This window comes from Novosphingopyxis sp. YJ-S2-01, assembly GCF_016093175.1.
Classification (GTDB): Bacteria; Pseudomonadota; Alphaproteobacteria; order Sphingomonadales; family Sphingomonadaceae; genus Novosphingopyxis; species Novosphingopyxis iocasae.
Window position 1 is genome coordinate 815001 of sequence record NZ_JAEDAI010000001.1, and the last position, 25322, is coordinate 840322.

Consider the following 25322-nt stretch of genomic DNA (forward strand, 5'->3'; position numbering starts at 1 on the left):
CTATCCAGCTGAGCTACGGGTGCTTGCGGGCGGGGCCTAGCATTCGGTTGGGCGCGGCGCCAGTGCTTTTGGCGTGGGCGGGTCATGCGGGCCAGCACGGGCTTTGTCGGGGCTGGCCGGTGCGTTGATCCCACCGTCCTTAGCGGTTCATCGCAGGAGAGACCCTGCCGGGCGCGCGGCCTTTACATTTTGCGGGCTGACATGCCATCCGGCTGCGTCGCAAAGCCTGGACATTCCTGATCAGCCGGAGACCGAATCCCATGAAGACCCGCGCAGCCGTTGCCTTTGAAGCTCAGAAGCCGCTGGAGATCGTCGAACTGGACCTCGAAGGACCCAAGGAGGGCGAGGTGCTGGTCGAGCTGATGGCGACGGGGCTGTGCCATACGGACGCCTTCACGCTGTCCGGCGACGATCCGGAGGGGCTGTTTCCCTCCGTGCTCGGCCATGAGGGCGCGGGCATCGTGCGCGAAGTGGGTTCAGGCGTCACCAGCGTGAAGCCGGACGATCATGTCATCCCGCTCTACACCGCCGAGTGCCGGGAATGCGAATATTGCCTCAACCCCAAGACGAACCTCTGTCAGGCCGTGCGCGCCACGCAGGGCAAGGGCCTGATGCCGGACGGCACCAGCCGGTTCAGCTACAAGGGGCAGATGATCCATCATTATATGGGCACCTCCACCTTTTCGAACTTCACCGTGCTGCCGGAGATTGCGGTGGCGAAGATCCGCGAGGACGCGCCGTTCGACACGACCTGTTATGTCGGCTGCGGCGTGACGACCGGAGTGGGCGCCGTGGTGCATACGGCCAAAGTGGAGCCGGGCAGCCGCGTCGTGGTCTTCGGTCTGGGTGGCATCGGCCTCAACGTCATTCAGGGCGCCAAGTTGGCGGGCGCGAGCCAGATCGTCGGTATTGATCTCAATCCGGACCGCGAGGAATGGGGGCGCAAGTTCGGCATGACGGACTTCCTTAACCCCAAGGACGGCGGCGATATCGTCGAGCGGATCGTGAATCTGACGGGCGGTGGCGCGGATTATTCGTTCGAGTGCATCGGCAATGTTCAGGTGATGCGCCAGGCGCTGGAATGCTGCCACAAGGGCTGGGGCGAAAGCATCATCATCGGCGTGGCGGGCGCGGGCCAGACGATCGAGACGCGGCCTTTCCAGCTGGTGACCGGCCGCAACTGGCGCGGTAGTGCCTTTGGCGGCGCACGCGGGCGGACCGATGTGCCCAAGATCGTCGACTGGTATATGAACGGCCAGATCGAGATTGACCCGATGATCACGCACCGCTTTTCGCTGGACGAGATCAACAAGGGCTTCGACCTGATGCACAAGGGTGAGAGCATTCGCGGCGTGGTCATTTACTGAGCACGCGCGCCGTGGAGCCGGAACGCTGGATTTTGACGCTGATGTGCCGGGATCGCACCGGTATCGTCGCGGCCGTGTCCGGCGCGCTGACCGAGCAGGGCGGCTTCATTCTGGACAGTCAGCAATATGCCGATCTGGAAAGCGGCCGCTTTTTCATGCGGATATGCTTCCAGTCAGCCGGTGAGGGCGGGCTATCCGATCTCACCGGATGGCGCGCCCATTTCGCGCCGCTGGCGGAGCGGTTCGACATGGCGCTGGAAGTCACGCGGGCGGACGACAAGCCGCGCGTTCTGGTGGCCGTTTCGAAAGGATCGCACTGCCTGAGCGATCTGCTCTACCGACAGCGTAGCCGATCGCTGGCGGTGGAGATCGCCGCGGTGGTTTCCAACCATGACGATTTGCGCGAGATCGCGGACTGGCACGGTGTACCCTTCCACCATCTGCCGGTGAGCGATGCCAGCCGCATCGAACAGGAAGCTGCGATCGAAGCGCTGATGGACGATTATGGCGCCTCACACCTGATCCTGGCGCGCTATATGCAGGTTCTGACGCAAGGCTTTGCCGATCGCATGAAGGGCCGCTGCATCAATATCCACCACAGCTTCCTGCCGGGCTTCAAGGGCGCCAATCCCTATGCCCAGGCCTTCGAACGCGGTGTGAAGCTGATCGGCGCGACCGCCCATTTCGTGACCGGCGATCTGGACGAGGGCCCGATTATCGCCCAGGCTGTCGAGCCGGTCGATCACCGCGATTCCGAACGCAGCATGATCCGCAGCGGCAGGACATCGAGGCGCGCGTGCTGGCGAAGGCCGTGAATGCGGTGGGCGAACGGCGCCTGTTTCTGAACGGCGCGCGCACTGTGGTATTCGAACGATTTGTAGTCGGCCGGTTTGCCGGATTATCCAGGAGAGGAAATTTCCATGTTCAGTCACGTGATGTTGGGCGCAGACGATATCGATACGTCCAAGGCCTTTTACGACGCCGTCATCGGGGCGCTGGGCGGTGAGCCCGGCCGTGTCGATCCCAAGGGGCGGGTGATCTACATGCATAATGGCGGGATATTCCTGCTGACCAAGCCGATTGACGGCAAGCCGGCGAGCTGCGGCAACGGATCGACCATCGGCTTTGCCGCGAGCAGCCCCGAACAGGCCGATGCCTGGCACAAGGCAGGCCTCGATCATGGCGGCACGGCGATCGAAGACCCGCCGGGCATCCGCGAGGGCGCAGGCATGAAGCTGTATCTTGCCTATCTGCGCGATCCCGCGGGCAACAAGATCTGCGCCATGCACAGGCCTGCCGCCTGAACGATGGACACGGTCTCGATCAATAAGAGCCATGGCGGCGAGCAGGGCGTGTACAAACATGCCAGCGAAAGCACGGGCACCGAGATGATCTTCTCGGTGTTCGTGCCGCCGCACGAGAAGGGCGCGAAGCTGCCGGTGCTCTGGTATCTGTCCGGCCTCACCTGCGATCATTCGAACGTCACCGAAAAGGGCGAATATCGCGCGGCCTGCGCCGAAGAAGGCGTGATCTTCATCGCGCCGGATACGTCCCCGCGCGGGGATGATGTGCCGGACGAAGACGGCTATGATTTCGGCAAGGGCGCAGGCTTCTATCTCGATGCCACGCAGGAGCCCTGGGCGCAGCATTACCGGATGCGCAGCTATATCGAGGATGAGCTGCCCGCCCTGATCGCGGCCGAATTTCCGATGGCTGACATGGCCCGCCAGTCAATCACGGGGCACAGCATGGGCGGCCATGGCGCGCTCACCGTCGGTCTGCGCGGCGGCGAGCGTTTCCGCTCGGTCTCCGCTTTCTCGCCGGTGGTTGCGCCGATCGAGGTGCCTTGGGGGCAGAAGGCGCTCGGCAAATATCTGGGCGAGGACCGCGCGGCCTGGCGGCAATATGATGCCTGTGCGTTGATCGCGGACGGCGCGCGCGTGCCGGAATTGCTCGTGGAGCAGGGCACGGGGGATCAGTTCCTGGAAGAACAGCTGCGGCCGGAGCTTCTGCGCGAGGCGTGCGAAAAGGCCGGCATCGACCTGACGCTGAACATGCGCGACGGCTACGACCACAGCTATTATTTCATCTCGACCTTCCTCGGCGATCATATCCGCTGGCATGCCGAGCGGCTGAAGCGCTGATCCAGCCTTCGTAAATTCGTTTCGCTGGGGCGACCGGATTTCAGGCTTCGGACGCTTTGCAGCGCTTGCAATCGAACGCCTTTGGCCGACATGCGTTCACACGATCAAATTCCCAATTTTCAAGCCAAATTTCAGGAGAGCCCCATGCGCACCATCGATCATTTTATTGCCGGTGAGGCCAGCGGCGGGGGATCGCGCACGTCGGATGTGTTCAACCCCAATGACGGCAGCGTGCAGGCCAAGGTTCCGCTCGGCGATGCCGCGCTCTTGGACCGCGCCGTCGATGCTGCGCAGGCGGCGCAGCCCGAATGGGCGGCCACCAATCCGCAGCGCCGCGCGCGCGTCTTCTTCAAGTTCAAGGAACTGGTCGAGGCGGACATGGAAAACCTCGCCCAGATGCTCTCCAGCGAGCATGGCAAGGTGATCGCGGATTCGCGCGGCGATGTGCAGCGCGGCCTCGACGTCATCGAGTTCTGCTGCGGCATTCCGCATGTGTTGAAGGGCGAATACACCCAAGGCGCAGGGCCGGGCATCGACGTCTATTCCATGCGCCAGCCGCTCGGCATCGGTGCGGGTATCACGCCGTTCAACTTCCCCGCCATGATCCCGATGTGGATGTTCGGCCCGGCCATCGCGGCGGGCAACGCGTTCATCCTGAAACCGTCCGAGCGCGATCCCTCCGTGCCGCGCCGCCTCGCCGAATTGTTCGTCGAGGCCGGTGGCCCCGAAGGCATTCTGCAGGTGGTGCAGGGCGACAAGGAGATGGTAGACGCAATCCTGGATCATCCCGCCATCGGCGGCGTCAGCTTCGTCGGCAGTTCCGACATCGCGCATTATGTTTACAAGCGCGGCGTTGCAGCCGGCAAGCGCGTGCAGGCGATGGGCGGCGCGAAGAACCACGGCATCGTGATGCCCGACGCGGACCTCGACCAGGTGGTGAGCGATCTGTCCGGCGCGGCCTATGGTTCGGCCGGCGAGCGCTGCATGGCGCTGCCCGTCGTGGTGCCGGTGGGCGAGGGCACGGCGGAGCGGCTGAAGGAAAAGCTGCTCCCCGCCATCGAGGCGCTGCGCGTCGGCGTGTCGACCGACAAGGACGCCCATTACGGCCCCGTCGTCAACGCCGCGCACAAGAAGCGCGTGGAGGACTGGATCCAGAAGGGCGTGGACGAGGGCGCGGAGCTGGTGGTCGATGGCCGAGGCTTCACGCTGCAAGGGCATGAAGAAGGTTTCTTCATCGGCCCGTCGCTGTTCGATCATGTGCGGCCGGACATGGAAAGCTACAAGGAAGAGATTTTCGGCCCCGTGCTGCAGATCGTGCGCGCCAAGGACTTCGAGGAAGCCCTCACGCTCCCCTCCAAGCACCAATATGGTAATGGCGTGGCCATTTTCACGCGCAATGGCCATGCCGCGCGCGAGTTCGCGCAGCGCGTGAATGTCGGCATGGTCGGCATCAACGTGCCGATACCTGTGCCCGTGGCCTATCACAGCTTCGGCGGCTGGAAACGCTCCGCCTTTGGCGATACCAACCAGCACGGCATGGAGGGCATCAAGTTCTGGACGAAGGTGAAAACCGTGACCCAGCGCTGGCCCGACGGTACTGCCGAAGCCGACAACAAGGACGCCTTCGTCATCCCGACGATGGGCTGAGCAAGAAAAGGAACGTTTTGCATGCGCTACATGCTTCCCATCGTGGCACTGGCCCTCGGCCTTTCCGCCTGTTCGCAGAAGGACGAGAACGCAGCGGCCACCGCCGATGCCGAAGAAGCGGGCATGCAGGAAGGCATGAACTATCCCACCGCGGCCGATGAGAACGCCACGACGGCCGATCAGCCGGTGGAAACGGAAGTTCAGGATAACGTCCTGCCCGGCGCGGACTCCACGTCGGAAGCGACGCCCGCCGCTGAAGCGCAGTAAGCGGACGCTGGGCGCGGGCGATGGAAGAGGATGATGATTTCCTCACCGATCGCTTGCGCCAGCGGGCGGTGCCGAGTGGGCGGTTGTCGCGCCTCGGCACCTTCGGCCGCCTCGCTGGGGGCGTTGCCGGCAATGTGATTGGCGAGGGCGCGCGCCGTTTGGCCGCGGGCGAGCGTCCGCGTGTCAGCGATCTCGTCCTCACCCCCGGCAATGCCAAGCGGCTTGCCGATCGCCTCGCCCATCTACGCGGCGCGGCGATGAAGATGGGGCAGATGATCTCGATGGATGCGGGCGATCTGCTGCCGCCCGAGCTGGCCGAGATCATGGCCCGGCTGCGCGATCAGGCGCAGCATATGCCGCCGGGACAGCTGAAAACGGTGCTCGCCAAGGAATGGGGCAAGGACTGGCGCCGCCGGTTCAAGCGCTTCGGCCCAACGCCCGTGGCCGCCGCCTCGATTGGCCAGGTCCACCGCGCACAGACGCCGGACGGACGCGATCTGGCGATCAAGATCCAGTATCCGGGCGTCGCCAAGAGCATCGACAGCGATGTCGACAATGTGGTGACGCTCCTGCGCATCAGCGGGCTGGTGCCCAAGGAACTGGACCTCGCGCCGCTGCTCGAAGAGGCGAAGAAGCAGCTGCACGAAGAAGCCGATTATGAGCGCGAGGGCGCGGAAATGGAGCGCTTCGCTCAGTTGCTGGAGGGCGATGATCGCTATGTCGTCCCTCGCCGCGATGACGAATTCACCACCCCGAACGTGCTCGCCATGAGCTTCATCGAAGGCTCCCCGATCGAAGGGATCGCGGACGAGCCGCAGAACGTGCGCAACGAGGTGATGACGCGCCTCATCGAACTGGTGCTGCGCGAGCTGTTCGAATTCGGCCATATGCAGACCGATCCGAACTTCGCCAATTATCGCTATCAGGCCGATGGCGGTCGGCTCGTGCTGCTGGATTTCGGCGCCTCGCGCGCGGTCGAGCCGCATGTTTCGGCCAATTACCGCAATCTGCTGCGCGCGCTGTTTGCCGGTGACCGCGACGCCGTGCGGCAAGGCGCAATCAATGCCGGCTTCCTGGGCCCCGCCGCCGCCGAAAAGCACCGCGCCCTTGTCGACCGCATGATCGACATCGTGCTGCGCGAGATCGGTACGCCCGAGCGCTTCGATTTCGGCGACCGCGCTTTCGTCACGACGCTGGCCGAAATGGGCCAGGAAATGGCCGAGGACCGCGAAACCTGGCATGTGCCGCCCGCCGACATGATCTTCGTCCAGCGCAAGATCAGCGGCACCGCATTCCTCGCCGCGCGGCTGAAGGCGGTGGTCGATATCCGCGCGCTGTGTGCACCTTATCTGGAAGACGTTCCGCACGCCTGATCGCGAGGGGGACCTGCGCCTACGCGCTTTGTTGCATTGCATCGCGCCGCCGCTTACCTGCTGAAACTTCCCGAAGCCTTCAGCGAAAGCTCTCCCGTGACCCAGTCCGCATCGACCAAGTCCACGCCCTATCCGGCGATCGATCCCTCGCCCGACGTGCCGCGCATGGAGGCGGACGTTCTGGAATTCTGGAAGCGCGAGGGGATTTTCCAGGCGTCGATCGATCAGCGCCCGGCAGAGGTGGACGGGGAGACCAACCAGTTCGTCTTCTATGACGGCCCGCCTTTCGCCAACGGCCTGCCGCATTACGGGCATATGGCCACAGGCTATGTGAAGGATCTGGTCCCGCGCTTCCGCACCATGCAGGGGCGGCGCGTGGAGCGGCGCTTCGGCTGGGACTGCCACGGCCTGCCTGCCGAAATGGCGGCGGAAAAGGAACTGGGCATTTCCGGGCGCCTCGCCATCCTCGATTACGGGATGGACAAATTCAACGATTATTGCCGGGAAAGCGTGCTGCGCTACACCAATGACTGGCAATATTATGTCGAGCGGATGGGCCGCTGGGTCGATTTCGAAAACGACTACAAGACCATGGATCCGACGTTCATGGAGTCCGTGTTGTGGGCGTTCAAGACGCTGTACGACAAGGGGCTGGTCTATCGTGGCAGCCGCGTCGTTCCCTATAGCTGGGCGATGCAGACGCCGCTTTCGAACTTCGAGACGCGGCTCGACAACTCCTATCGTGAACGTCAGGACCCGGCGCTCACCGTCCTGTTCCGGCTGAAGGAGCCGCTGAAGGACGGCAAGCCCGCCAGTGTTGCCGCCTGGACCACCACGCCCTGGACGCTGCCCAGCAACCTCGCCTGCGCGGTGGGGCCGGAATTCGACTATGCGATCATGGAGAAGGATGGCGAGCATGTCGTCCTCGCCGACGCATTGGTCGAGGCCTATACCAAGGAGCTGGAAGGCTTTGAAAAGGTCGGCTCGTTGAAGGGCAGCGAGCTGGCTGGGCGCGAATACGAGCCGCTTTTCCCCTTCTTCGCGGATACCGAGAACGCGTTCCGTGTGTTGGCCGCCGATTTCGTCACGTTGGAGAGCGGCACCGGCATCGTCCACACCGCGCCCGCTTTCGGTGAGGACGACCTTGCATTCGGCCGCGCCAACGGCATCCCGCTGGTCGCGCCCGTAGACGATCAGGGCAATTTCACCAAGGAAGTGCCGCCTTATGCGGGCCTCAATATCTTCGACGCGAACAAGGAGATCATCAAGGATCTGAAGGAGGCGGGCAAGGTCCTGCGCCACGAGACCTATCTCCACAATTATCCGCATTGCTGGCGCACGGACACGCCGCTGATCTACAAGGCGATCGACGCCTGGTATGTCGAAGTGACGGCGATCAAGGACCGGATGGTCGAGTTGAACCAGACGATCGACTGGATTCCGGGCCATGTGAAGGATGGCCTGTTTGGCAACTGGCTGGAAAATGCGCGCGACTGGAACATCAGCCGCAACCGCTTCTGGGGCTGCCCGATCCCGATCTGGATGAGCGACGATCCGGACTATCCGCGCATCGACGTCTATGGGTCGCTCGACGAGATCGCCGCCGATTTCGGCCGCCGCCCGGACGATCTGCACCGCCCGCATATCGATGAGTTCGTGCGTCCCAATCCGGACGATCCCAGCGGCAAGGCGATGATGCGCCGCGTGCCCGAAGTGCTCGACGTGTGGTTCGACAGCGGCTCGATGCCGTTCGCGCAGCTGCACTATCCGTTCGAGAACAAGGAGAAGTTCGAGAAGAACTTCCCCGCGGACTTCATCGTCGAATATATGGCGCAGACGCGCGGCTGGTTTTACACGCTGATGGTGCTGTCGACCGCTTTGTTCGACAAGGCGCCGTTCCAGAACTGCATCTGCCATGGCGTGGTGCTGGGCGATGACAAGCAGAAGCTGTCCAAGCGGCTGAAGAACTACCCCGATCCTAACAAGGTGCTGGCCGAGCATGGTTCGGACGCGCTGCGCGTTTACATGCTCAGCTCCTCGCTGCTGGCGGGCGGCGATCTCATCATCCATTCGGATGCGCGCGGCATTCAGGAGGCGCTGCGCAAGACCATCCTGCCGCTGTGGAATGCGAGCTATTTCTTCACGCTCTACGCCAATGCGGACGGGTACAAGGCGAAGCTTCGCACCGACAGCCGCAACGAGCATGACCGCTATATCCTGGCGAAGACGCGCGAGTTCGTGGACACGCTGACCGAGCGGCTGGAGGCGAACGACATTCCGGGCGCCTACGGCCTCGTCAGCCCGTTCCTCGACGTTTCCAACAACTGGCATATCCGCCGCAACCGCGCGCGCTTCTGGGGCGCGGAGGTGACCGACGACAAGCGCGATGCGTTCGATACGCTCTACACCGTGCTGGTGACGCTGACGAAGGCGCTGGCCCCGCTGATGCCGTTCGTGACGGAAGCGATCTATCGCAACCTGACCGGCGAGACGTCGGTGCATCTGGCGGACTGGCCGGACGTGTCCGCCTTCCCGCAGGAAGCCGAACTGATCCGCGACATGGATCTGGCCCGCGATATTTGCGGCGCGGGCCTGTCGATCCGCGTGCGTCAGCAGCAGCGCCTGCGCCAGCCGCTGAAAAAGCTTACTATCGCGCACCCTGAGGTGGACCGTCTGCAAGCGTTCGAGGGCACCATTGCGGACGAGCTCAACGTCAAGGCGGTGGGCTTCGATACCGATCCCGCGGCGGTGGGCGAGCTGGTGCTGAAGGTCGATCCGCGCCGCCTCGGCAAACAGCTGGGGCCGAAGATGAAGGATGTGATCGCCGCGTCCAAATCGGGCGATTGGAGCCGCCGCGAAGACGGCACGGTCGAGATCGCGGGCGTGGAGATCGGCGAAGACGACTATGATCTGCTCGTCACCACCGGCGGCAGCGACGAGGACGCGCAGATGTTCGATGCGGGCCGCGGCACCGTGTTGCTCGATCTGGAGCTGACCGATGAACTGCGCTCCGAAGCCAAGGCGCGCGACTTCGTGCGGCTGGTGCAGGATGCGCGCAAGGAAGCGGACTTCGACGTGTCCGATCGCATCACGATCCGCGCGGGCGGCAGCGATGCCGTGCTGGCGGCGCTACGCGAGCATGAGGCTTATATTCGCGGCGAGACGCTGGCGGAAAAGCTTGAGCTGGGCGTCGAAGCCAGCAGCGCGCATCAGATCGATGGCGAGCCAGTGACAGTGGAAGTGGCGCGGGTTTAGAGGACCTCGACCGGTCCAAAAAAAAACACGTCATTGCGAGGCGCCCGAAGGGCAACGAAGCCTGTCCTGTGCGACTGCTGCAAGCAGCCAGTCGAAAGGCAATCCAGGGCGGGTGCAGCGCTGCTGTCGCCCTGGATTGCCGCGTCGCTTCGCTCCTCGCAACGACGTGGTGAGCGATCGCGGCGATCAGTGCTCGATCACGACCTTGCCGACATGGTCCTTCTCGGCGAAGTCCACGAATGCCTGCGCCGCATTGTTGAACGCGTAGCTGCTGTTGATCACCGGCTTCAGCCCGTGCAGATCGATCACGCGCGCCACATCGCGCAGCATGGCAGTGGAGCCGACCAGGATGCCGTGCGCGGTCACCGCTTTCTGGACGAGCAGCCGCGCGTGGCTGTCGCCTTCGGTAAGCACGCCGATCATCGCGAGATGGCCGCCAACGCGCAGCGCTTGCACCGATTTGTCGAACGTGCCCGGCCCCCCGACTTCGATCACCGCGTCCGCGCCCTGGCCGCCGAACGCTTCCCGCACTTTGGCCGGCCAGTCGTCATGCGTCTTGTAGTTCACGCCATGGTCCGCGCTATGATCGCTCTTCGCCATCGCCAGCTTGTCGTCGGATGAGGACGTGATGCACACTTCCGCGCCCATCGCCTTGGCGATCTGCAGCGCGAACATGCTCACCCCGCCGGTGCCGAGGAGCAACACGCGTGATCCCGCGGTGACCTGACAGGCTTGCAGGCCGTGCCAGGCGGTTACCGCGGCGCAGGGCAAGGTGGCGGCCTGCGCGAAGCTGAGCGAGTCCGGGATCGGCGTCAGAGCGCCCGCGGTGACCGCGACATATTCGGCAAGAAGCCCGCTATCGCCGCCCCCGCCATAGGCGCTGCCGAGCGCTTTTGGTGTGGGCGGACCCTCGGCCCAATCGGCGAAGAAGCAGGCCACGACGCGGTCGCCCTCGCCAAATCCGTCTACGCCCTCGCCGACGGCGGCAACCTCTCCTGCGCCATCGGATAGCGGCACTGCGCCTTCGGGATCGTTGCCGCCATATTGGCCGAGACGCACCATATGATCGCGATAGTTCAGCGAGTGCGCGCGCATCTTGACCAGCACTTCGCCATGGCCGGGCTCTGGCCGGTCGGCCTCTTCCGCTTTGGGAATGTAATGGTCTCCATCCTTGCGGTGGCGATAGATTTTCATGGTGAAGGTCCTTTCGGCTCAGTTCGCTATAAGGTGCGCAGGGCCAACGGTCGGCAAGGCAAGCCGTTGCGTTTCCCGAGCGGAACGAATGGCGCTGCGAAAGCCGCTGCGGCGAAGTGCCCGAAAAAGACGCCGAGTGCTGTTCCGGTGTTTTCGTTCAGCGCCTTCACGGAAAACTGGATTACACCAGTAGATCTTTGTTTTCAGGTGAGTATTTCCGGAAACCAGCGGGGAGGCGCCGCCCGAGTTGATCTATGCTGCATCGCAACCAAAGCGCGTTACCGGCATTATCATTCCGTCCGACCCGAGGCGTCTCGTCTCTTGGGCCGGCCCCTTCAGTCTGGATCGGGCCTTATGGAAAAGCCAGTTTTCTCGTCCGCCTCGCCCGCCAAGGTGCGGCACATCGCGCTAATCGGTAACGCGCTGCCGCGCCGCTGTGGCCTCGCCACCTTCACCAGCGATACGGCCAATGCCGTGCGCGCGGCGTTTCCGGAGATCACGCTCGATCATTATGCGATGGATGACGGCACGGGCATCGAATATCCCGCCGAAATCCGCACCATCCCGATGCAAGACCGCTCGGCCTACGCCACCGCAGGGCGTGACATCGCGACATCCGGTGCGGACATGCTGTGGGTGCAGCATGAATATGGCATCTATGGCGGGGCGGCGGGCGGTTATCTGCTCGATCTCATCGATGCGCTGTCGATCCCGCTCGTAACCACGCTGCATACGTTGCTGGAGAAGCCGTCCGCCGATGAGCGGCAGGTGCTGGACCGGCTCATCGCGCGTTCCGCTAAATTGATCGTCATGGCCGACAAGGGCCGCAAGATCCTGATCGAAACCTACGGTGTCGATCCCGCCCAGATCGACGTGATCCCGCACGGCGTGCCGGACCGGCCCTATGTGAATCCCGACAATGCCAAGCCGCGTTTCGATCTGGACGGACGCAAGCTGATTTTCACCTTCGGCCTGCTCGCTCCGGATAAAGGCATCGAGACGATGATTGCGGCGATGCCCGCCATCGTGTCCGCCGACCGCCAAGCGCTCTACATCGTGCTGGGTGCCACCCATCCCAACCTGAAACGCCACGAAGGCGAGGCTTATCGCGAGCGGTTGATGGCGCAGGCCGAAGGGCTGGGCGTGGCCGATCATGTCCGCTTCATCGACGCCTTCGTCGACACGCCCGATCTGCTCGACTGGCTGGAGGCGGCGGATGTGTATGTGACGCCCTATCTGAAGGAAGGACAGATCACGTCGGGCACGCTCAGCTACGCCGTGGCGCTCGGCAAACCGGTGGTGTCCACGCCCTATATCCATGCGCGCGAGATCCTGCGCGGCGACCATGGCGTGCTGGTCGATTTCGCCGATAGCGAAGCACTCGCACGCGAAATCTCGAAGCTGCTGGCCGATGACGATGCGCGCACGGCGCTCGCCCGCCGCGCTTATGCGCTCGGCCGCACGATGGTGTGGCAGCGGTTTGCCCACCGCGTCATTGGGCTGTTCGAGGAGGTGCTGCGGGCCAAGCGTATCCGTTTGGTTCAAAGCCAGGGCGTGCGCTATCTCGCGCCCGATGCGGAAGCGGTGATCCGTATGAGCGATGCCACCGGCATGCTGCAGCACGGGCTTTATTCCATCCCCGATCGCGATCATGGTTATTGCCTGGACGATAATGCCCGCGCGCTCATCCTGATGTGCCGCATGCCGGAAATGGCCGCGGACATGCGTGCCCGCTGGACCAATGTCTACGCCGCCTTCGTGCAGCACGCTTGGGACGGTAAGACGCGCCGTTTCCGCAACTTCATGGGCTTCGACCGGCGCTGGCTGGAGGATGAGGGGAGCGAGGACAGCGCGGGCCGCGCGGTCTGGGCGCTGGGCGTTGCGGGCCACGAAGCGCCCGAACCGCGGCATCGCGATTGGGCTTGCTGGCTCTACGATCAGGCAGCGCCGGAGATGGAGAAGGCCGGCTCCCCGCGCGCGATGGCCTTCACCATGCTTGGCGCGGCGGCGATGATGGAGGCAAAGCCCGGTCATGATATCTCGACGCGGCTGCTCACGCATTTCGGCGACGAGCTGCTGCGCCTGCTGGAGGCCGCCCGGCGGCCGGACTGGCCCTGGTTCGAGGCAATGCTGGCCTATGACAATGCGCGCCTTCCAGAGGCGCTGATCCGTGCGGGCCAGGTTCTGGGTCGGCAGGATTATCGCGATTGCGGGCTGGAGACGCTGGACTGGATTCTGGAACAGCAGCACGCACCCGAGGGGCATTTCCGCGCCGTAGGATCGGACAGCTTCGGCCGTGTCTATCAGGCGCCGCAACGGTTCGATCAGCAGCCGCTGGAGGCGCAGGCGGTGATCGACGCCTGCTCCGCCGCCTTTGCCGCCACCGGAGAGGAACGCTGGGCCGCTGCGGCCCACCGTGCCTATCGCTGGTTCCTGGGCGAAAATGATCTCGGCCTGATGGTCGCCAGTCCGCAGGAAAGCAGTTGCCATGACGGGCTGATGCCCACCGGGGTGAACCGCAATCAGGGCGCGGAATCGATCCTTGCATTGCAGCTTTCGATCTGCGCGATTGCAGTGCTGCCCTCGCTCGGCACCGTACCGATAGAGGCGAACGTCGCATAAAGCGGTTGAGATTGCGCGGCCCAACCGGCAATCGAGCCATATGCTGAAGCGCTTCGATCACGATCTCCGCCTCCACGCCGATCCTTCGCGCGTGGTCGTGCGGCCCTTTCACCTTGCCTGGCAGGCCAGCGGCATCAACAAGAGCCGGTCCGAGCGGCTGGTGGCCGAAGTGCTGGAGATGGAGGACCGCGAGGCCGCCAAGCAGCTGGAAGCCGTGCTGCGCGATTTCGAGCCGCGTCACTGGCAGACCCGCCGCGTGTTCATGACCCGTTTCGAGGAGATCGACGCGCAGATGGAAGAGCCGATGGGTGACATCGGCGATACCAAGCGCCAACTGATCGGCGCCTATTTCTGCCATGAATATAGCTATGCCGCCGCGGCGATCATGAACCCCAGCGTGGTGCCGCATTGGGACCAGTCCGGTATGCCCGAAGGCAGCTGCCGCTTCATCATGTCGCTGCGCACGGTGGGCGAGGGGCATATCAGCTCGGTCGCCTTTCGGGAGGGGATCGCGACCGAGGACGGCGAGCTGCGGCTGGCGCCCGAGCCGCCCTTCGCCACCGCCACCGACACCGCGCAGGGCGAGGAAGAGGTGCCCGAGGGGCCCGTCACCGTGATCCGCCATCGGGACAGCACCTTGTCCGGCACCGTAATCTTCCCGATCACCGATGCGCAGCGCAACGGCTTGGAGGATCTGCGCCTCGTCCAGTTCACGCATGAGGACGGCAGCACCGAATGGCTGGGCACCTACACGGCCTATTCGGGACGCGAGATCCAGTCCGAGCTTCTGCGCACGCGCGACTGGCGCCATTTCGACCTGAAACCGATTGCCGGTGCCGCCTCGCGCAACAAGGGCATTGCCCTGTTCCCGCGCAAGATCGGCGATCATTATATGGCGATCGGTCGGCAGGACGGTGAGAATCTGTTCCTGCTGAAATCGGATTCGCTGGAACGCTGGGATGGCGGCGACAAGCTGCTGGAGCCCAAATATCCCTGGGAATTCGTCCAGATCGGCAATTGTGGTTCGCCGATCGAGCTGGACGAGGGCTGGCTGCTCCTGACCCACGGTGTCGGCGCGATGCGCAAATATGCCATCGGCGCGGTGCTTCTGGACAAAGACGATCCGTCCAAGGTCATCGCCCGCGCTGACGAACCGATCCTGACCGCCGCCAATGCGGACCGCGAAGGCTATGTGCCCAATGTGGTCTACACCTGCGGCGCCATGCGCCTCGGCGACACGCTGTTCCTGCCCTACGGCATTGCCGACAGCTCGGTCGCCTTCGCGTTCGTGCCGATCAAGCAGTTGTTGGCGCGGCTGAAATAGCTTTCGGGGGCCGGCGTCGATCCCGCTTGTCCCCGGGCACTCCCTCGCTACGGTGGCGCAAAGTCCGAGAGGGAGAGACAATCATGAACTATGCGCTGCACGGCGTCATCGCCGCGCTCCTCGCCATGCCTGCCGCCGCCGCCCCGTCCGCGGCCTGGGCACAGGAATATGGCGATCCGCCGCCGCTCGAACAGACCGAGGGGCCGGAGGATGAGGTCATCTCCAGCACGGCGAAAGACGAGGATCCCTCGCAGCTCCCGCAGTCGGACGAAGCACCTGCGCCCGCCGCTACACCGGCTGCGAACGCGGTCGATCCGGCCAGCGTGGACATATGGGACGTGAACAATCCGCCCGGTTTCCAGATCACTCAGGTGCCGATCAATGTGGATGAAGGCAGCTGGATCGATCTCGACGTCAGCCCGGACGGCCGCACCATCGCCTTTGCGCTGCTGGGCGATATCTACACCATGCCGATTGCGGGCGGCACGCCGGTGCGCATCGCCGAAGGGCTGGCCTGGGAAGTGCAGCCGCGCTTCTCGCCGGACGGCAGCCGCATCGCCTTCACCTCGGACCGGGGCGGCGGCGACAATATCTGGATCATGAACGCCGACGGTTCGGACAAGCGCGAAGTGACGAAGGAGGAGTTCCGCCTACTGAACCAGCCGAGCTGGTCCCCGGATGGACGCTATATCGCCGCGAAGAAGCATTTCACCACCGGCCGTTCGCTCGGCACCGGGGAGATCTGGCTCTACCATGTCTCGGGCGGATCGGGCGTGCAGTTGGTCGAACGGCCCAGCGAGCAGTGGCAGAAGGAACTGGGCGAGCCCGTCTTCGCGGCGAACGGCAACGCGGTCTACTACACCAAGAACGTCACGCCCGGCCCGATCTTCGAATATGCGCAGGATTCGAACCAGGATCTGTTCGATATCTTGCGCTACGATCTGGAAACCGGCGAGACGACCACCGCGATCAGCGGCCTTGGCGGCGCGGTGCGTCCACAGCCTTCGCCCGACGGCAAGCGAATTGCCTTCGTGCGGCGCGAGGACGGCAAGTCCAAGCTGTGGGTGAAGGACATGACGTCGGGCGCGGTGAAGGAGATCTATGGCGATCTCGACCGCGACGTACAGGAAACCTGGGCGGTCACCGGCGTCTATCCGAACATGGCCTGGACGCCGGACGGCAACTCAATCGTCTTCTGGGCGGGCGGAAAGATCCGCCGCATCGATGCGGACGGCGGCAACGCCAGCGTCATTCCGTTCCGCGTGAACGACACGCGCGGTGTCTCCAAGGCACCGCATCCGGTGATCCCCGTCGGACCGGACAGTTTTACGGCAAAGATGCCGCGCTTTGCTGAAGTCTCGCCCGACGGGCGCCGCGTGGTCTTCGAGAGCCTGGGTAAGCTCTACCTGAAGGACATGGGGTCAGGCGCGCCCCGCCGCCTCACCAGCGGCGAGGGTGTTAGCCGCGAACTCTTCCCGAGCTGGTCGCGCGACGGCGGCAGCATCGTCTATGTCGACTGGACGGACGAGGGGCTGGGCACGATCCGCACCATCTCCGCCAATGGTGGAAGCGGCCGCGCGGTGACGCGCCAGCCGGGCCATTATGCGCGCCCGCATTTTTCGCCCGACGGCAAGCTGATCGTGTTCGAAAAACATGAAGGCGGATATCTCACCGCGCCCGAATGGTCCGAAAATCCGGGCGTCTATACCGTTCCCACATCGGGCGGCACGCCGAAGCTGATCAACCGCGATGCCGCGCGCGGGCAATTCGCCGCCGACGGCGCGCGCATCTTCATGATCGACCGCTCCGCCGACAAGACCGAGCTGTTCAGCACCGATCTGGGTGGCCAGGACAAGCGCGTCCATGCCAATGGTGATCTGATCAACGACTTCGCGGTGGGGCCGAACGGTGATTATCTCGCCTTCCGGCAGAATTACGAAGCGTTCGTGGCGCCGCTGCTGCCGGGCGGGCAGAATGTCTCGCTCTCACCCGATGCCAAGGCGCTGCCGGTGATCCGCGTGAGCGAGGGCGGGGCGGATTATATCCATTTCCAGGGGGACGGATCGCGCCTCCATTGGTCGATGGGGCCGACGCTTTACACCGCCGAAATCGCCAATTTGTTTCCCAGCTGGCCGCCGGCCGAGGGGCAGAATCCTGTGGCCTTCACGCCGCCGCGAACCGGCGTGTCGCTGGCGCGGACGGTGCGGGCGGACAAGCATCAGGGCCGCATCGCGCTCACCGGCGCGCGCATCGTCACCATGGCGGGCGCGGACGGCGGCGTGATCGAGAACGGCACGGTGCTGATTGACGGAGACCGGATCGCCGCCATCGGCCCCGCTGCCTCCGTGCAGGTGCCATCCGGAACCAAAACGGTGGATGTGACGGGCAAGACGATCATCCCCGGGCTGGTCGATGCGCATGCGCACGGGCCGCAGGGCACGGATGAACTTGTGCCGCAGCAGAACTGGTCCGCGGTGCAGAACCTGGCCCTCGGCACCACCACCATCCACGATCCCTCCAGCACGGCGAGCGAAATCTTTGTCGCCAGCGAAATGCAGCAGGCGGGCGATCTGCTTGCCCCCCGCATCTTTTCGACCGGGGAGGTTATTTACGGTGCGAAGGCTTATGGCGTTTACGCGGAGATCGACAAATATCAGGACGCGCTCGATCATGTCCGGCGGCTGAAGGCGCAAGGCGCTTATTCGGTGAAGAACTACAACCAACCCCGGCGCGAACAGCGCCAGATGGTTGTCGCCGCCTCGCGCGCCGAAAACATGCTGGTGGTGGCCGAGGGCGGCTCGCTTTACGGCATGGACATGAACCTGGTCGCGGACGGCAATTCGACGCTGGAGCACAACGTCCCGCTCGAAACCTTCTACGAGGACGTGCTGCAGTTCATGGGCCAGTCTGACACCAACAACACACCTACCTTGGTGGTCACCTATGGGGGGCTGGCGGGCGATCCCTATTGGCGCCAGGCGATGAACATCTACGAACATCCGCTCCTGAAGGCGCACACTCCGCCTGCCGCCCTGGCCGCCGCGGGCAAGCGCGTGACCAAGGCACCCGAAGAGGCGTTTGCGGACGACGACAACGCCCGCGAAGCACAGAAGCTGGCCGAGCGCGGCGTGAAGATCGCCATCGGCGCGCATGGCCAGCAGGCGGGTATCGGTTCGCATTGGGAGCTGTGGAGCTTCGTGCGCGGCGGCATGAGCCCGTTGGAGGCGCTGGGTGCGGGCACCATCGTCGCCGCGCAGTCGCTCGGCATGGACCGCGATATCGGCTCGCTCGAACAGGGCAAGCTCGCCGATCTGGTGGTGCTCGATGCCGATCCGACGGTCGACATCCGCAATTCGGACGACATCGCCTATGTCATGCTCGGTGGGCGAATGTACGATCCGGTGACGATGAACGAGGTCGAGACCGGCGATACGAAGCGCATGCCCTATTTCTGGGAGGATTGAATAACAGGCCTCGATCCCCACGAAAAAAGCCGTCCCGCGAGCGATTGCGGGGCGGCTTTTTTGTTTGGCTAGAACGGCAAACGGTTAGGCCGCCGTCAGTATCTCGAATTCGCCAAGACGTCTCAGGAAGGCCGGGTCTGACCTTCACCGTGCACCACCGTCTTGTAGGTGGTGAGGCCTTCCAGCGCCACGGGGCCGCGGGCGTGGAGGCGGCCGGTGGCGATGCCGATTTCCGCGCCGAAGCCGAATTCGCCGCCATCGGCGAACTGGGTCGAGGCGTTGTGCATCACGATCGCGCTGTCGACTTCGTTGAGGAAGCGGGCGGCGATGGTCTTGTCTTCCGTGACGATCGAATCGGTGTGGTGGCTGCCATGTGCGGCGATGTGGCGGGCCGCGCCGTCGACGCCGTCAACCAGCCGGGCCGAGACGATGGGCTCCAGATATTCGGTGTCCCAATCTTCGTCGCTCGCGGCTTTGACGCGCTCGTCCATCTGCTCGACCTTCGCGTCTCCGCGCACCTCGCAACCTGCATCGAGCAGGCCCTTGATCACATCGGGCGCGAAGCTATGCGCGGCTTCGTCGATCAGCAGCGTTTCCATCGCGCCGCAGATGCCAGTACGGCGCATCTTGGCGTTGACCGCGATCTCGCGCGCCTTTTCGGGGTCCGCCGCGCCGTCGACATAGACATGGCAGATGCCGTCGAGATGGGCGAGCACCGGAACGCGCGCTTCTTCTTGCACGCGCGCGACCAGACCCTTGCCACCGCGCGGAATGATGATGTCGATGAGGCCTGCAGCCTTCAGCATGGAGCCGACGGCACCGCGATCTTGCGTCGGCATCAGCTGAACCGCATCGCCGGGCAGGCCCGCCTTTTCGACCCCCTTGACGATGGCGGCGTGGATTGCGCGGTTGGAATGCACCGCTTCCGATCCGCCCCGCAGAATGGCGGCATTGCCGGCCATCAGGCATAGAAGGCCCGCATCGGCGGTGACGTTGGGGCGGCTTTCGTAAATGATGCCGACCACGCCCAGCGGCACCCGGCGGCGTTCGAACTTCAGGCCGTTGGGCTGTTCCCATTCCTTGATGATCTCACCGACCGGATCGGGCAGGCTGGCCACCTGATCGGCGGCATCGGCAATACCGTTCAGCCGATCCTGATCCAGCTTCAGGCGGTCCTGCATCGCGGCGGGAAGGTCGCTCGCATTTTCCATGTCCTTGGCGTTCGCTTCCAGGATGGCGGCGCTGTCGTCGCGCATCGCCTGTGCGGCGGCCTTCACCGCAGCGGCTTTCCCTTCCGTGGTGGCGAGGGCAAGGCGCATCGCGGCGGCGCGGGCCTTTTCGCCCATGTCCTGGATCAGCTGGTCATGATTGTCGGCCATGAAAAATGGGTCTCCTTCGATAGATGGTGCCGGAGGGCCATCGCAGCGCCAAGGCGCGCGAACGCAGTCCGCCGGGCGGGAACGTTTCCTTTCGTCAATGATCGGGCGGGCAGATGGTTGCCCGTCCGCGTCGACGCCGCGGAGGCGTGCTCAGACGAGCAGGACGAGGTTGTTCTTGTCGATCAGCGATCCGCGGGGGGCATAGCCCAGGATCGCTTCCTGCTCGTCCGCATCCTTGCCGCACAGCGACTTGGCGTCGTTATCGTCATAGCTGATGAGGCCGCGGGCGATAAGCTGGCCCGTCTCGTCATGGATATCGACCGAATCGCCGCGCGAAAATTCGCCTTCCACCTTGGTGACGCCTTCGGTGAGCAGGCTGTCGCCGTTCATCAGATGCTTTCTGGCGTTTTCGTTGACGTGCAGCGTGCCGCGCACGTCGATCTTGCCCGCGATCCATGCCTTGCGCTTGTCCACGCCGCCTTCGGCCGTGAACACCGTGCCGTCGCCGGTATCGCGGAAGCGGATGATCGGGTTGGGCTTCTGCCCGTCCGCGATGGCAAGCTGGATGCCGCTGGCAACCGCGATACGCGCGGCCTCCACCTTCGAACCCATGCCGCCGGTGCCGGGCCCGGTGGGCGGGCCGAGATCGACGTCGAGATCGGCCACGCTGTCCACCGTCTTCAGGAAGATCGCGTCCGGGTCCTTGCCCGGATCGGCCGAGAACAAGCCGGTGACGTTCGACAGCAGCAGCACCATGTCCGCATGCGCGGCCTGCGCAACGCGCGCGGCCAGACGATCATTATCGCCGAAGCGGATCTCGCGCGTGGTGACGCTGTCATTTTCGTTGATGATTGGGGTGACGCCGAGCGAGAGCAGCCGCTCGATCGTGTCCGAGGCGTTCAGATAGCGGCGGCGGTCCTGCAGGTCTTCCAGCGTCACCAGAATCTGCGCGGCGCGGCGGCGATGCGCGCGCAGCAGTTCGGAGAACAGGCCGGAAAGGGCGATCTGGCCGGTCGCGGCGGAGGCCTGGCCATCGTCGAGGCTGCTCTTGCCGCCCGCGGGCAGATCGAGAATGCGCGCGCCGAGCGCAACCGCGCCGGAGGCGACGAGGATCACCTCGATATCGTTTTCACGCCGCAGGGTCTCCAGATCGTCGATCAGGCTGGCAAGCCAGTAACGCTCGACCTCGCCTTCGGGGGAGACGAGGAGGGCGGAGCCGATCTTCACGACCAGGCGCTTCACGCCATCGAAAGGGGAGGCCATGGGATATCCTTCTTGGACAGTTCAGGTCACGGGCGGCGCACCGCGATACCCAAAGGGCAGCGCGCCAGGCGGGGCACACATAGGGAGCGAATCCGCGAAGGTCGAGGCCGGGAGCCGAATTTTGCGCGGTGCAGCACATGCGGCCCGCCGTCAGCCAAGCTTTCGGAAGCCGGAAAAGAGCGGCGAGGGCGCTTGCCAGCGGGGCTTTCCCCTTTCTACTATCGCCCGTAATCCACGCTGCGGATGCCGCGCCTCTGCAGGCATGTCGCAGTCGCCATCACCAACGCTTCCTCCGAAGGACACTGCATGACCAAGCTCCGCTGGATCGCCGCTGCCGCGCTCGCCTTATCGATCGCTGCGCCCGGTGCCGCGCAGGAGAAGCAGGTGACACAGACCACCGAAAAGGTGGATGAGGGGATGGATCTGCCGCCGCTGCCAGCAGACAAGACGGTAAAGCAGTCCGCCGTCATCGGTGGGCGCACCATCTCCTACAATGCGACGGTCGGCACAATTCCGGTGCGCGACGGGAAGGGCAAGACGATCGGGCAGGTGGTCTACACCGCCTATACGGTGCCGGGCGCGGACGTGAACCGCCCGGTGACGTTTGCTTTCAACGGTGGGCCGGGCGCGTCCTCGGTGTATCTCAATCTGGGCGCGGTGGGGCCGAAGCGCCTGCAATTCGGCGCGCAGGGCGATGCCCCGTCCGATGCACCGATCACGACCGACAATCCCAATAGCTGGCTGGATTTCACGGATCTTGTCTTCATCGATCCCATCGGCACCGGCTTCAGCCGCAGCCTGGTGGACGAGGAGGAGACGAACAAAGCGTTCTACGCCAACGATCCGGACATCGAATATCTTTCCAAGGTAATCTACGACTGGCTGGTGAAAGAGGGCCGCCTGCGCTCGCCCAAATATGTGATGGGCGAAAGCTATGGCGGATATCGCACGCCGCGGATCGCCTATGAACTGCAATCGCAGATCGGTGTGGGGCTGAACGGGATCGTGATGGTTTCGCCCTATCTCGATCCGGCATCCGGAGACGGGGCCACCGCGCTCTCGCCGCTGCCCTGGATCATCGATCTGCCGTCCATGGCCGCCGCGAATCTGGAGCGGCAGGGGCGGCTGACCCCGGCTGCGATGGCCGATGTGGTGGCCTATGCCCGCGGTCCTTTCGCGACCGATTTGCTCCAGGGCCGCTCCGATCCGGCGGCGGTCGCGCGGATCGTGGATAATGTGACGGAGCTGACCGGGCTGGACCGCGATCTGGTGGCCGAGCGGGGCGGGCGCATCGATTCGGGCACGTATCTGCGCGCCGTCCACCGGGATGATCGCACGATCGGCAGCGTCTATGACAGCAACGTCACCGCCTTCGATCCCTTCCCCTGGTCCGCGCAGCGCCGGTCCAACGATCCGATCCTCGACGCGCTGATCGCGCCGACCACCAGCGCGATGGTGGACTTCATCACCCGCGTGGTGGGGTGGAAGACGGACGCGCGCTATCATGCGCTCAGCTATGAAGTGAACGAGGCGTGGGACCGGGGCGAGCCGGACGACAAGCCGGTGCAGGACCTGCGCAAGGCGATCGCCAATGATCCCAATATGGCGGTGATGATCGTGCATGGCTGGGATGATCTCAGCTGCCCGTTCATGGCGAGCGTGCTGATCGTGGATCAGATGCCCGATTTCGGCATGGCGGAGCGCGTCAAGCTGGATGTCTATCCCGGCGGGCACATGTTCTACAGCCGCGACGACAGCGGTGCCGCGTTCAAGCGCGATGCACGCGCCATCTACAATATGCGCGGCTGAACGCCGCCGCACCCCTTATCCTTCCTGTCAGAAAGCGATGTGTTCCATGCGTTATCCCCTCCTTCTTGCTGCCGCCGCGATCCTGCCTGCCGCCTGCACCGCGCCGATGACCGGCATGGCGGACGGCGCCGCGCCCGCAGCAGGCCCCGCCGCTGCCGATAGCACTGCCGAGGCAGCCGACCCGAACCTTTATCTGGAGGACATTCATGGCGAGCGCGCGCTCGCCAAGGTGAACCAGTGGAATGCCCGCTCGCTCGCCGCGCTGGAGGCGATGCCGGGTTTCAAGCAATATGAGGCCCGCGCGCTCGATCTGCTGCAGGACGATCGTCAGATCGCGAATCCCGATCAGATCATCGGCAACCGCGTGCTCAATTTGTGGCAGGACAAGGCCAATCCGCGCGGCCTCTGGCGCGTCGCCTCGCTGGAAAGCTTCACCGCGGGCAAGCCGCAATGGCGCACGCTGATCGATGTCGATGCGCTGGGCAAGCAGGAGGGCAAGAGCTGGGTGTGGAAGGGCGCGGACTGCCTGGCCCCGGACTACACCCGCTGCATGGTCGCGCTGTCCAATGGCGGCGGCGACGCCGTGCTGGAGCGCGAGTTCGATCTGACCACGGGCCGGTTCGTGGACGGCGGCTTCACCGTCCCCACCGCCAAGACGCGGCTGAGCTGGGCCGGGCCGGACGCGCTGTACGTCGCCAGCGATTTCGGCCCGGATAGCCTGACCGATTCGGGCTATCCGCGCACCGTGAAGCTCTGGAAACGCGGCGCGCCGCTGTCCGCCGCCACCGAAATCGCCACCGTCCCCAAGGATTATGTGAGTGCCGGCGTGGGCGTGTTCGAAGATGGCGGCGCGCGCTATCCGATCCTGAACAAGGCGGTGGATTTCTATCATAGCGATGTCAGCCATATCGCGCCGGACGGCCGCCTGATCCCCTCGCCGCTGCCGCAGGACGCGGAAATCAATGCGATGCTGGACGGCCGCCTGTTCGCCACGCTGCAGAGCGACTGGAACGGCATCCCGGCGGGAGCGATCGTCGCCTATTCGGTGCCGGAGGTTCTCGCGGGCCGCGATCCGCAGGTGGAGCGCGTGTTCATGCCCAGCCGCAGCCAGGCGGTGGAGCAGGTCGCGTCCGGCCAATCGGTGCTATGGGTGAAGCTGCTGGACGATGTGTCGGGCAAGCTGATCGCGCTGACCCGCGGCGCGGACGGCGCCTGGTCGCAGCAGGCGATGGCGCTGCCCGCCAACAGCACCGTGACGCTGGATGCTACCGCCAGCGACAGCAATCTCGCCTTCGTCACCGTCGAAGGCTTCCTGTCGCCGCCCACGCTCGATGCCGTCCGCCCCGGTACGCAGCCCGTGAAAGTGGACGCGCTGCCCGCACGCTTCGATGCCGCGACCATGGACGTGGTGCAGCGCTTTGCCACCTCCAAGGACGGCACCAAGATCCCCTATTTCCTCGTGCGCAAAAAGGGTGCGAGTGGCCCGGTACCGGCGCTGATCCACGCTTATGGCGGGTTCAACCTGGCCCAGACGCCGACCTATCTGACCGGCCAGCCCTATCGTTCCGGTCCCGCAGGGCTGTTCTGGGTGGAGGAGGGCAATGCCTTCGTCCTCGCCAATATCCGGGGCGGCGGCGAATATGGGCCGCGCTGGCACAAGGCGACGATGCGCGAAAAGCACCAGAACGCGTTCGACGATCTGGCTGCGGTGGCCGAAGATCTGATCCGCACGGGAGTTTCTACAAAGGGCGACATCGCCGTTTCTGGCCGTTCCAATGGCGGCTTGCTCACCTCCACCGCGATCGTGCAGCGCCCGGACCTTTATGGCGGCGCGGTCATCGGATCGCCGCTGATCGACATGAAGCGCTATTCGCACCTATTGGCCGGGGCGAGCTGGATCGGCGAATATGGCGATCCGGACAAGCCGGAGGACTGGGCCTTCATCGGGCAATATTCGCCCTATCAGAACATGAAGGCGGGCGTCGATTACCCGGTGCCGTTCCTTTACACCTCGACCGAGGATGACCGCGTCCACCCCGCTCATGCGCGCAAATTCGCCGCCCGCCTCGAAAATTTCGGGGACGACTTCTATTATTACGAAGATCCCGAAGGCGGCCATGCCGCGGGCGCGGACCGCATCGCCGATGCACAGCGCGCGGCGCTGGTTACAGTGTATCTGAACAGCGTGCTGAAGGGCAAATAATCGGGGCGGGG

General features: G+C 64.4%; 15 protein-coding genes, 1 tRNA gene and 1 pseudogene (1 of these 17 only partly in view). 13 read left to right on the forward strand and 4 right to left on the reverse strand.

The features are described 5' to 3' along the window. A tRNA-Arg gene (locus I6A82_RS03910) sits at positions 1-23 on the reverse strand (it extends 54 nt beyond the left edge of the window). A 237-nt stretch (positions 24-260) separates the two neighbouring features. On the opposite strand from I6A82_RS03910, the gene I6A82_RS03915 reads away from it, so the two are divergent. From I6A82_RS03915 to ileS, 8 genes and pseudogenes are all read left to right on the forward strand, one after another. Then, on the forward strand, positions 261-1367 hold the full coding sequence (locus I6A82_RS03915) for an S-(hydroxymethyl)glutathione dehydrogenase/class III alcohol dehydrogenase (protein WP_187335114.1): 1107 nt from the start codon (positions 261-263) through the stop codon (positions 1365-1367). Between the two features lie 41 nt (positions 1368-1408). Beyond that, positions 1409-2235, forward strand: a pseudogene (purU, locus tag I6A82_RS03920) (formyltetrahydrofolate deformylase); the annotation flags it as partial. Positions 2236-2287: 52 nt separating this feature from the next. After that, entirely contained in the window at positions 2288-2671 is a 384-nt protein-coding gene (locus I6A82_RS03925) for a VOC family protein (RefSeq protein ID WP_187335115.1), read from the forward strand. A gap of 3 nt (positions 2672-2674) precedes the next feature. After that, entirely contained in the window at positions 2675-3511 is an 837-nt protein-coding gene (gene fghA, locus I6A82_RS03930; RefSeq protein WP_198093817.1) for an S-formylglutathione hydrolase, read from the forward strand. Positions 3512-3655: 144 nt separating this feature from the next. After that, entirely contained in the window at positions 3656-5158 is a 1503-nt protein-coding gene (locus tag I6A82_RS03935; protein WP_198093818.1) for a CoA-acylating methylmalonate-semialdehyde dehydrogenase, read from the forward strand. 21 nt (positions 5159-5179) lie between these two features. Next, positions 5180-5425, forward strand: a complete 246-nt coding sequence (locus tag I6A82_RS03940; RefSeq protein WP_187335118.1) for a hypothetical protein — start codon at positions 5180-5182, stop codon at positions 5423-5425. Between the two features lie 20 nt (positions 5426-5445). Further along, complete coding sequence (locus tag I6A82_RS03945) at positions 5446-6798, forward strand: ABC1 kinase family protein (protein WP_198093819.1); 1353 nt, start codon at positions 5446-5448, stop codon at positions 6796-6798. A 96-nt stretch (positions 6799-6894) separates the two neighbouring features. After that, positions 6895-10053: an isoleucine--tRNA ligase gene (gene ileS / locus I6A82_RS03950; protein ID WP_198093820.1), complete on the forward strand. Its 3159-nt coding sequence runs from the start codon at positions 6895-6897 to the stop codon at positions 10051-10053. A gap of 186 nt (positions 10054-10239) precedes the next feature. Here the strand turns inward: ileS and I6A82_RS03955 are convergent, their stop codons facing one another. Continuing rightward, positions 10240-11247, reverse strand: a complete 1008-nt coding sequence (locus I6A82_RS03955; protein WP_198093821.1) for a zinc-dependent alcohol dehydrogenase family protein — start codon at positions 11245-11247, stop codon at positions 10240-10242. A 354-nt stretch (positions 11248-11601) separates the two neighbouring features. Between I6A82_RS03955 and I6A82_RS03960 the strand changes: the two genes are divergently transcribed. The 3 genes from I6A82_RS03960 to I6A82_RS03970 all read left to right on the forward strand — a co-directional run bounded on the left by I6A82_RS03960 (position 11602) and on the right by I6A82_RS03970 (position 18657). Then, complete coding sequence (locus I6A82_RS03960; protein WP_198093822.1) at positions 11602-13869, forward strand: glycosyltransferase family 4 protein; 2268 nt, start codon at positions 11602-11604, stop codon at positions 13867-13869. A 40-nt stretch (positions 13870-13909) separates the two neighbouring features. Then, a complete protein-coding gene (locus I6A82_RS03965) occupies positions 13910-15193 on the forward strand; it encodes a glycoside hydrolase family 130 protein (protein ID WP_198093823.1) in 1284 nt (427 codons plus the stop codon). A gap of 83 nt (positions 15194-15276) precedes the next feature. Further along, complete coding sequence (locus I6A82_RS03970; protein WP_198093824.1) at positions 15277-18657, forward strand: amidohydrolase family protein; 3381 nt, start codon at positions 15277-15279, stop codon at positions 18655-18657. A gap of 122 nt (positions 18658-18779) precedes the next feature. On the opposite strand, the gene I6A82_RS03975 is transcribed toward I6A82_RS03970, so the two are convergent. Further along, positions 18780-20036 (reverse strand): glutamate-5-semialdehyde dehydrogenase, encoded by a 1257-nt coding sequence (locus I6A82_RS03975; protein ID WP_198093825.1) that lies wholly within the window; start codon positions 20034-20036, stop codon positions 18780-18782. 150 nt (positions 20037-20186) lie between these two features. Continuing rightward, positions 20187-21299, reverse strand: a complete 1113-nt coding sequence (gene proB, locus I6A82_RS03980) for a glutamate 5-kinase (RefSeq protein ID WP_187335124.1) — start codon at positions 21297-21299, stop codon at positions 20187-20189. 306 nt (positions 21300-21605) lie between these two features. Between proB and I6A82_RS03985 the strand changes: the two genes are divergently transcribed. Both I6A82_RS03985 and I6A82_RS03990 read left to right on the forward strand, forming a co-directional pair. Next, positions 21606-23108 carry a S10 family peptidase gene (locus tag I6A82_RS03985; protein WP_198093826.1) on the forward strand — a complete coding sequence of 501 codons (1503 nt, stop codon included), beginning with the start codon at positions 21606-21608 and terminating at the stop codon, positions 23106-23108. 46 nt (positions 23109-23154) lie between these two features. Further along, the gene (locus I6A82_RS03990) at positions 23155-25311 is read left to right on the forward strand and encodes a prolyl oligopeptidase family serine peptidase (RefSeq protein WP_198093827.1); all 2157 of its coding nucleotides are present in this window, start codon (positions 23155-23157) and stop codon (positions 25309-25311) included. Positions 25312-25322 lie beyond the last annotated feature (11 nt).

Bases quoted from the DNA above. Each gene is read 5' to 3' on its own strand.
- I6A82_RS03925 (WP_187335115.1), top strand. From the start codon at position 2,288: ATGTTCAGTCACGTGATGTTGGGCGCAGACGATATCGATACGTCCAAG.
- I6A82_RS03960 (WP_198093822.1), top strand. From the start codon at position 11,602: ATGGAAAAGCCAGTTTTCTCGTCCGCCTCGCCCGCCAAGGTGCGGCAC.
- I6A82_RS03965 (WP_198093823.1), top strand. From the start codon at position 13,910: ATGCTGAAGCGCTTCGATCACGATCTCCGCCTCCACGCCGATCCTTCG.
- I6A82_RS03940 (WP_187335118.1), top strand. From the start codon at position 5,180: ATGCGCTACATGCTTCCCATCGTGGCACTGGCCCTCGGCCTTTCCGCC.
- I6A82_RS03985 (WP_198093826.1), top strand. From the start codon at position 21,606: ATGACCAAGCTCCGCTGGATCGCCGCTGCCGCGCTCGCCTTATCGATC.
- proB (WP_187335124.1), bottom strand. From the start codon at position 21,299: ATGGCCTCCCCTTTCGATGGCGTGAAGCGCCTGGTCGTGAAGATCGGC.
- I6A82_RS03915 (WP_187335114.1), top strand. From the start codon at position 261: ATGAAGACCCGCGCAGCCGTTGCCTTTGAAGCTCAGAAGCCGCTGGAG.
- I6A82_RS03990 (WP_198093827.1), top strand. From the start codon at position 23,155: ATGCGTTATCCCCTCCTTCTTGCTGCCGCCGCGATCCTGCCTGCCGCC.
- I6A82_RS03935 (WP_198093818.1), top strand. From the start codon at position 3,656: ATGCGCACCATCGATCATTTTATTGCCGGTGAGGCCAGCGGCGGGGGA.
- I6A82_RS03970 (WP_198093824.1), top strand. From the start codon at position 15,277: ATGAACTATGCGCTGCACGGCGTCATCGCCGCGCTCCTCGCCATGCCT.
- I6A82_RS03945 (WP_198093819.1), top strand. From the start codon at position 5,446: ATGGAAGAGGATGATGATTTCCTCACCGATCGCTTGCGCCAGCGGGCG.
- I6A82_RS03975 (WP_198093825.1), bottom strand. From the start codon at position 20,036: ATGGCCGACAATCATGACCAGCTGATCCAGGACATGGGCGAAAAGGCC.
- I6A82_RS03955 (WP_198093821.1), bottom strand. From the start codon at position 11,247: ATGAAAATCTATCGCCACCGCAAGGATGGAGACCATTACATTCCCAAA.
- fghA (WP_198093817.1), top strand. From the start codon at position 2,675: ATGGACACGGTCTCGATCAATAAGAGCCATGGCGGCGAGCAGGGCGTG.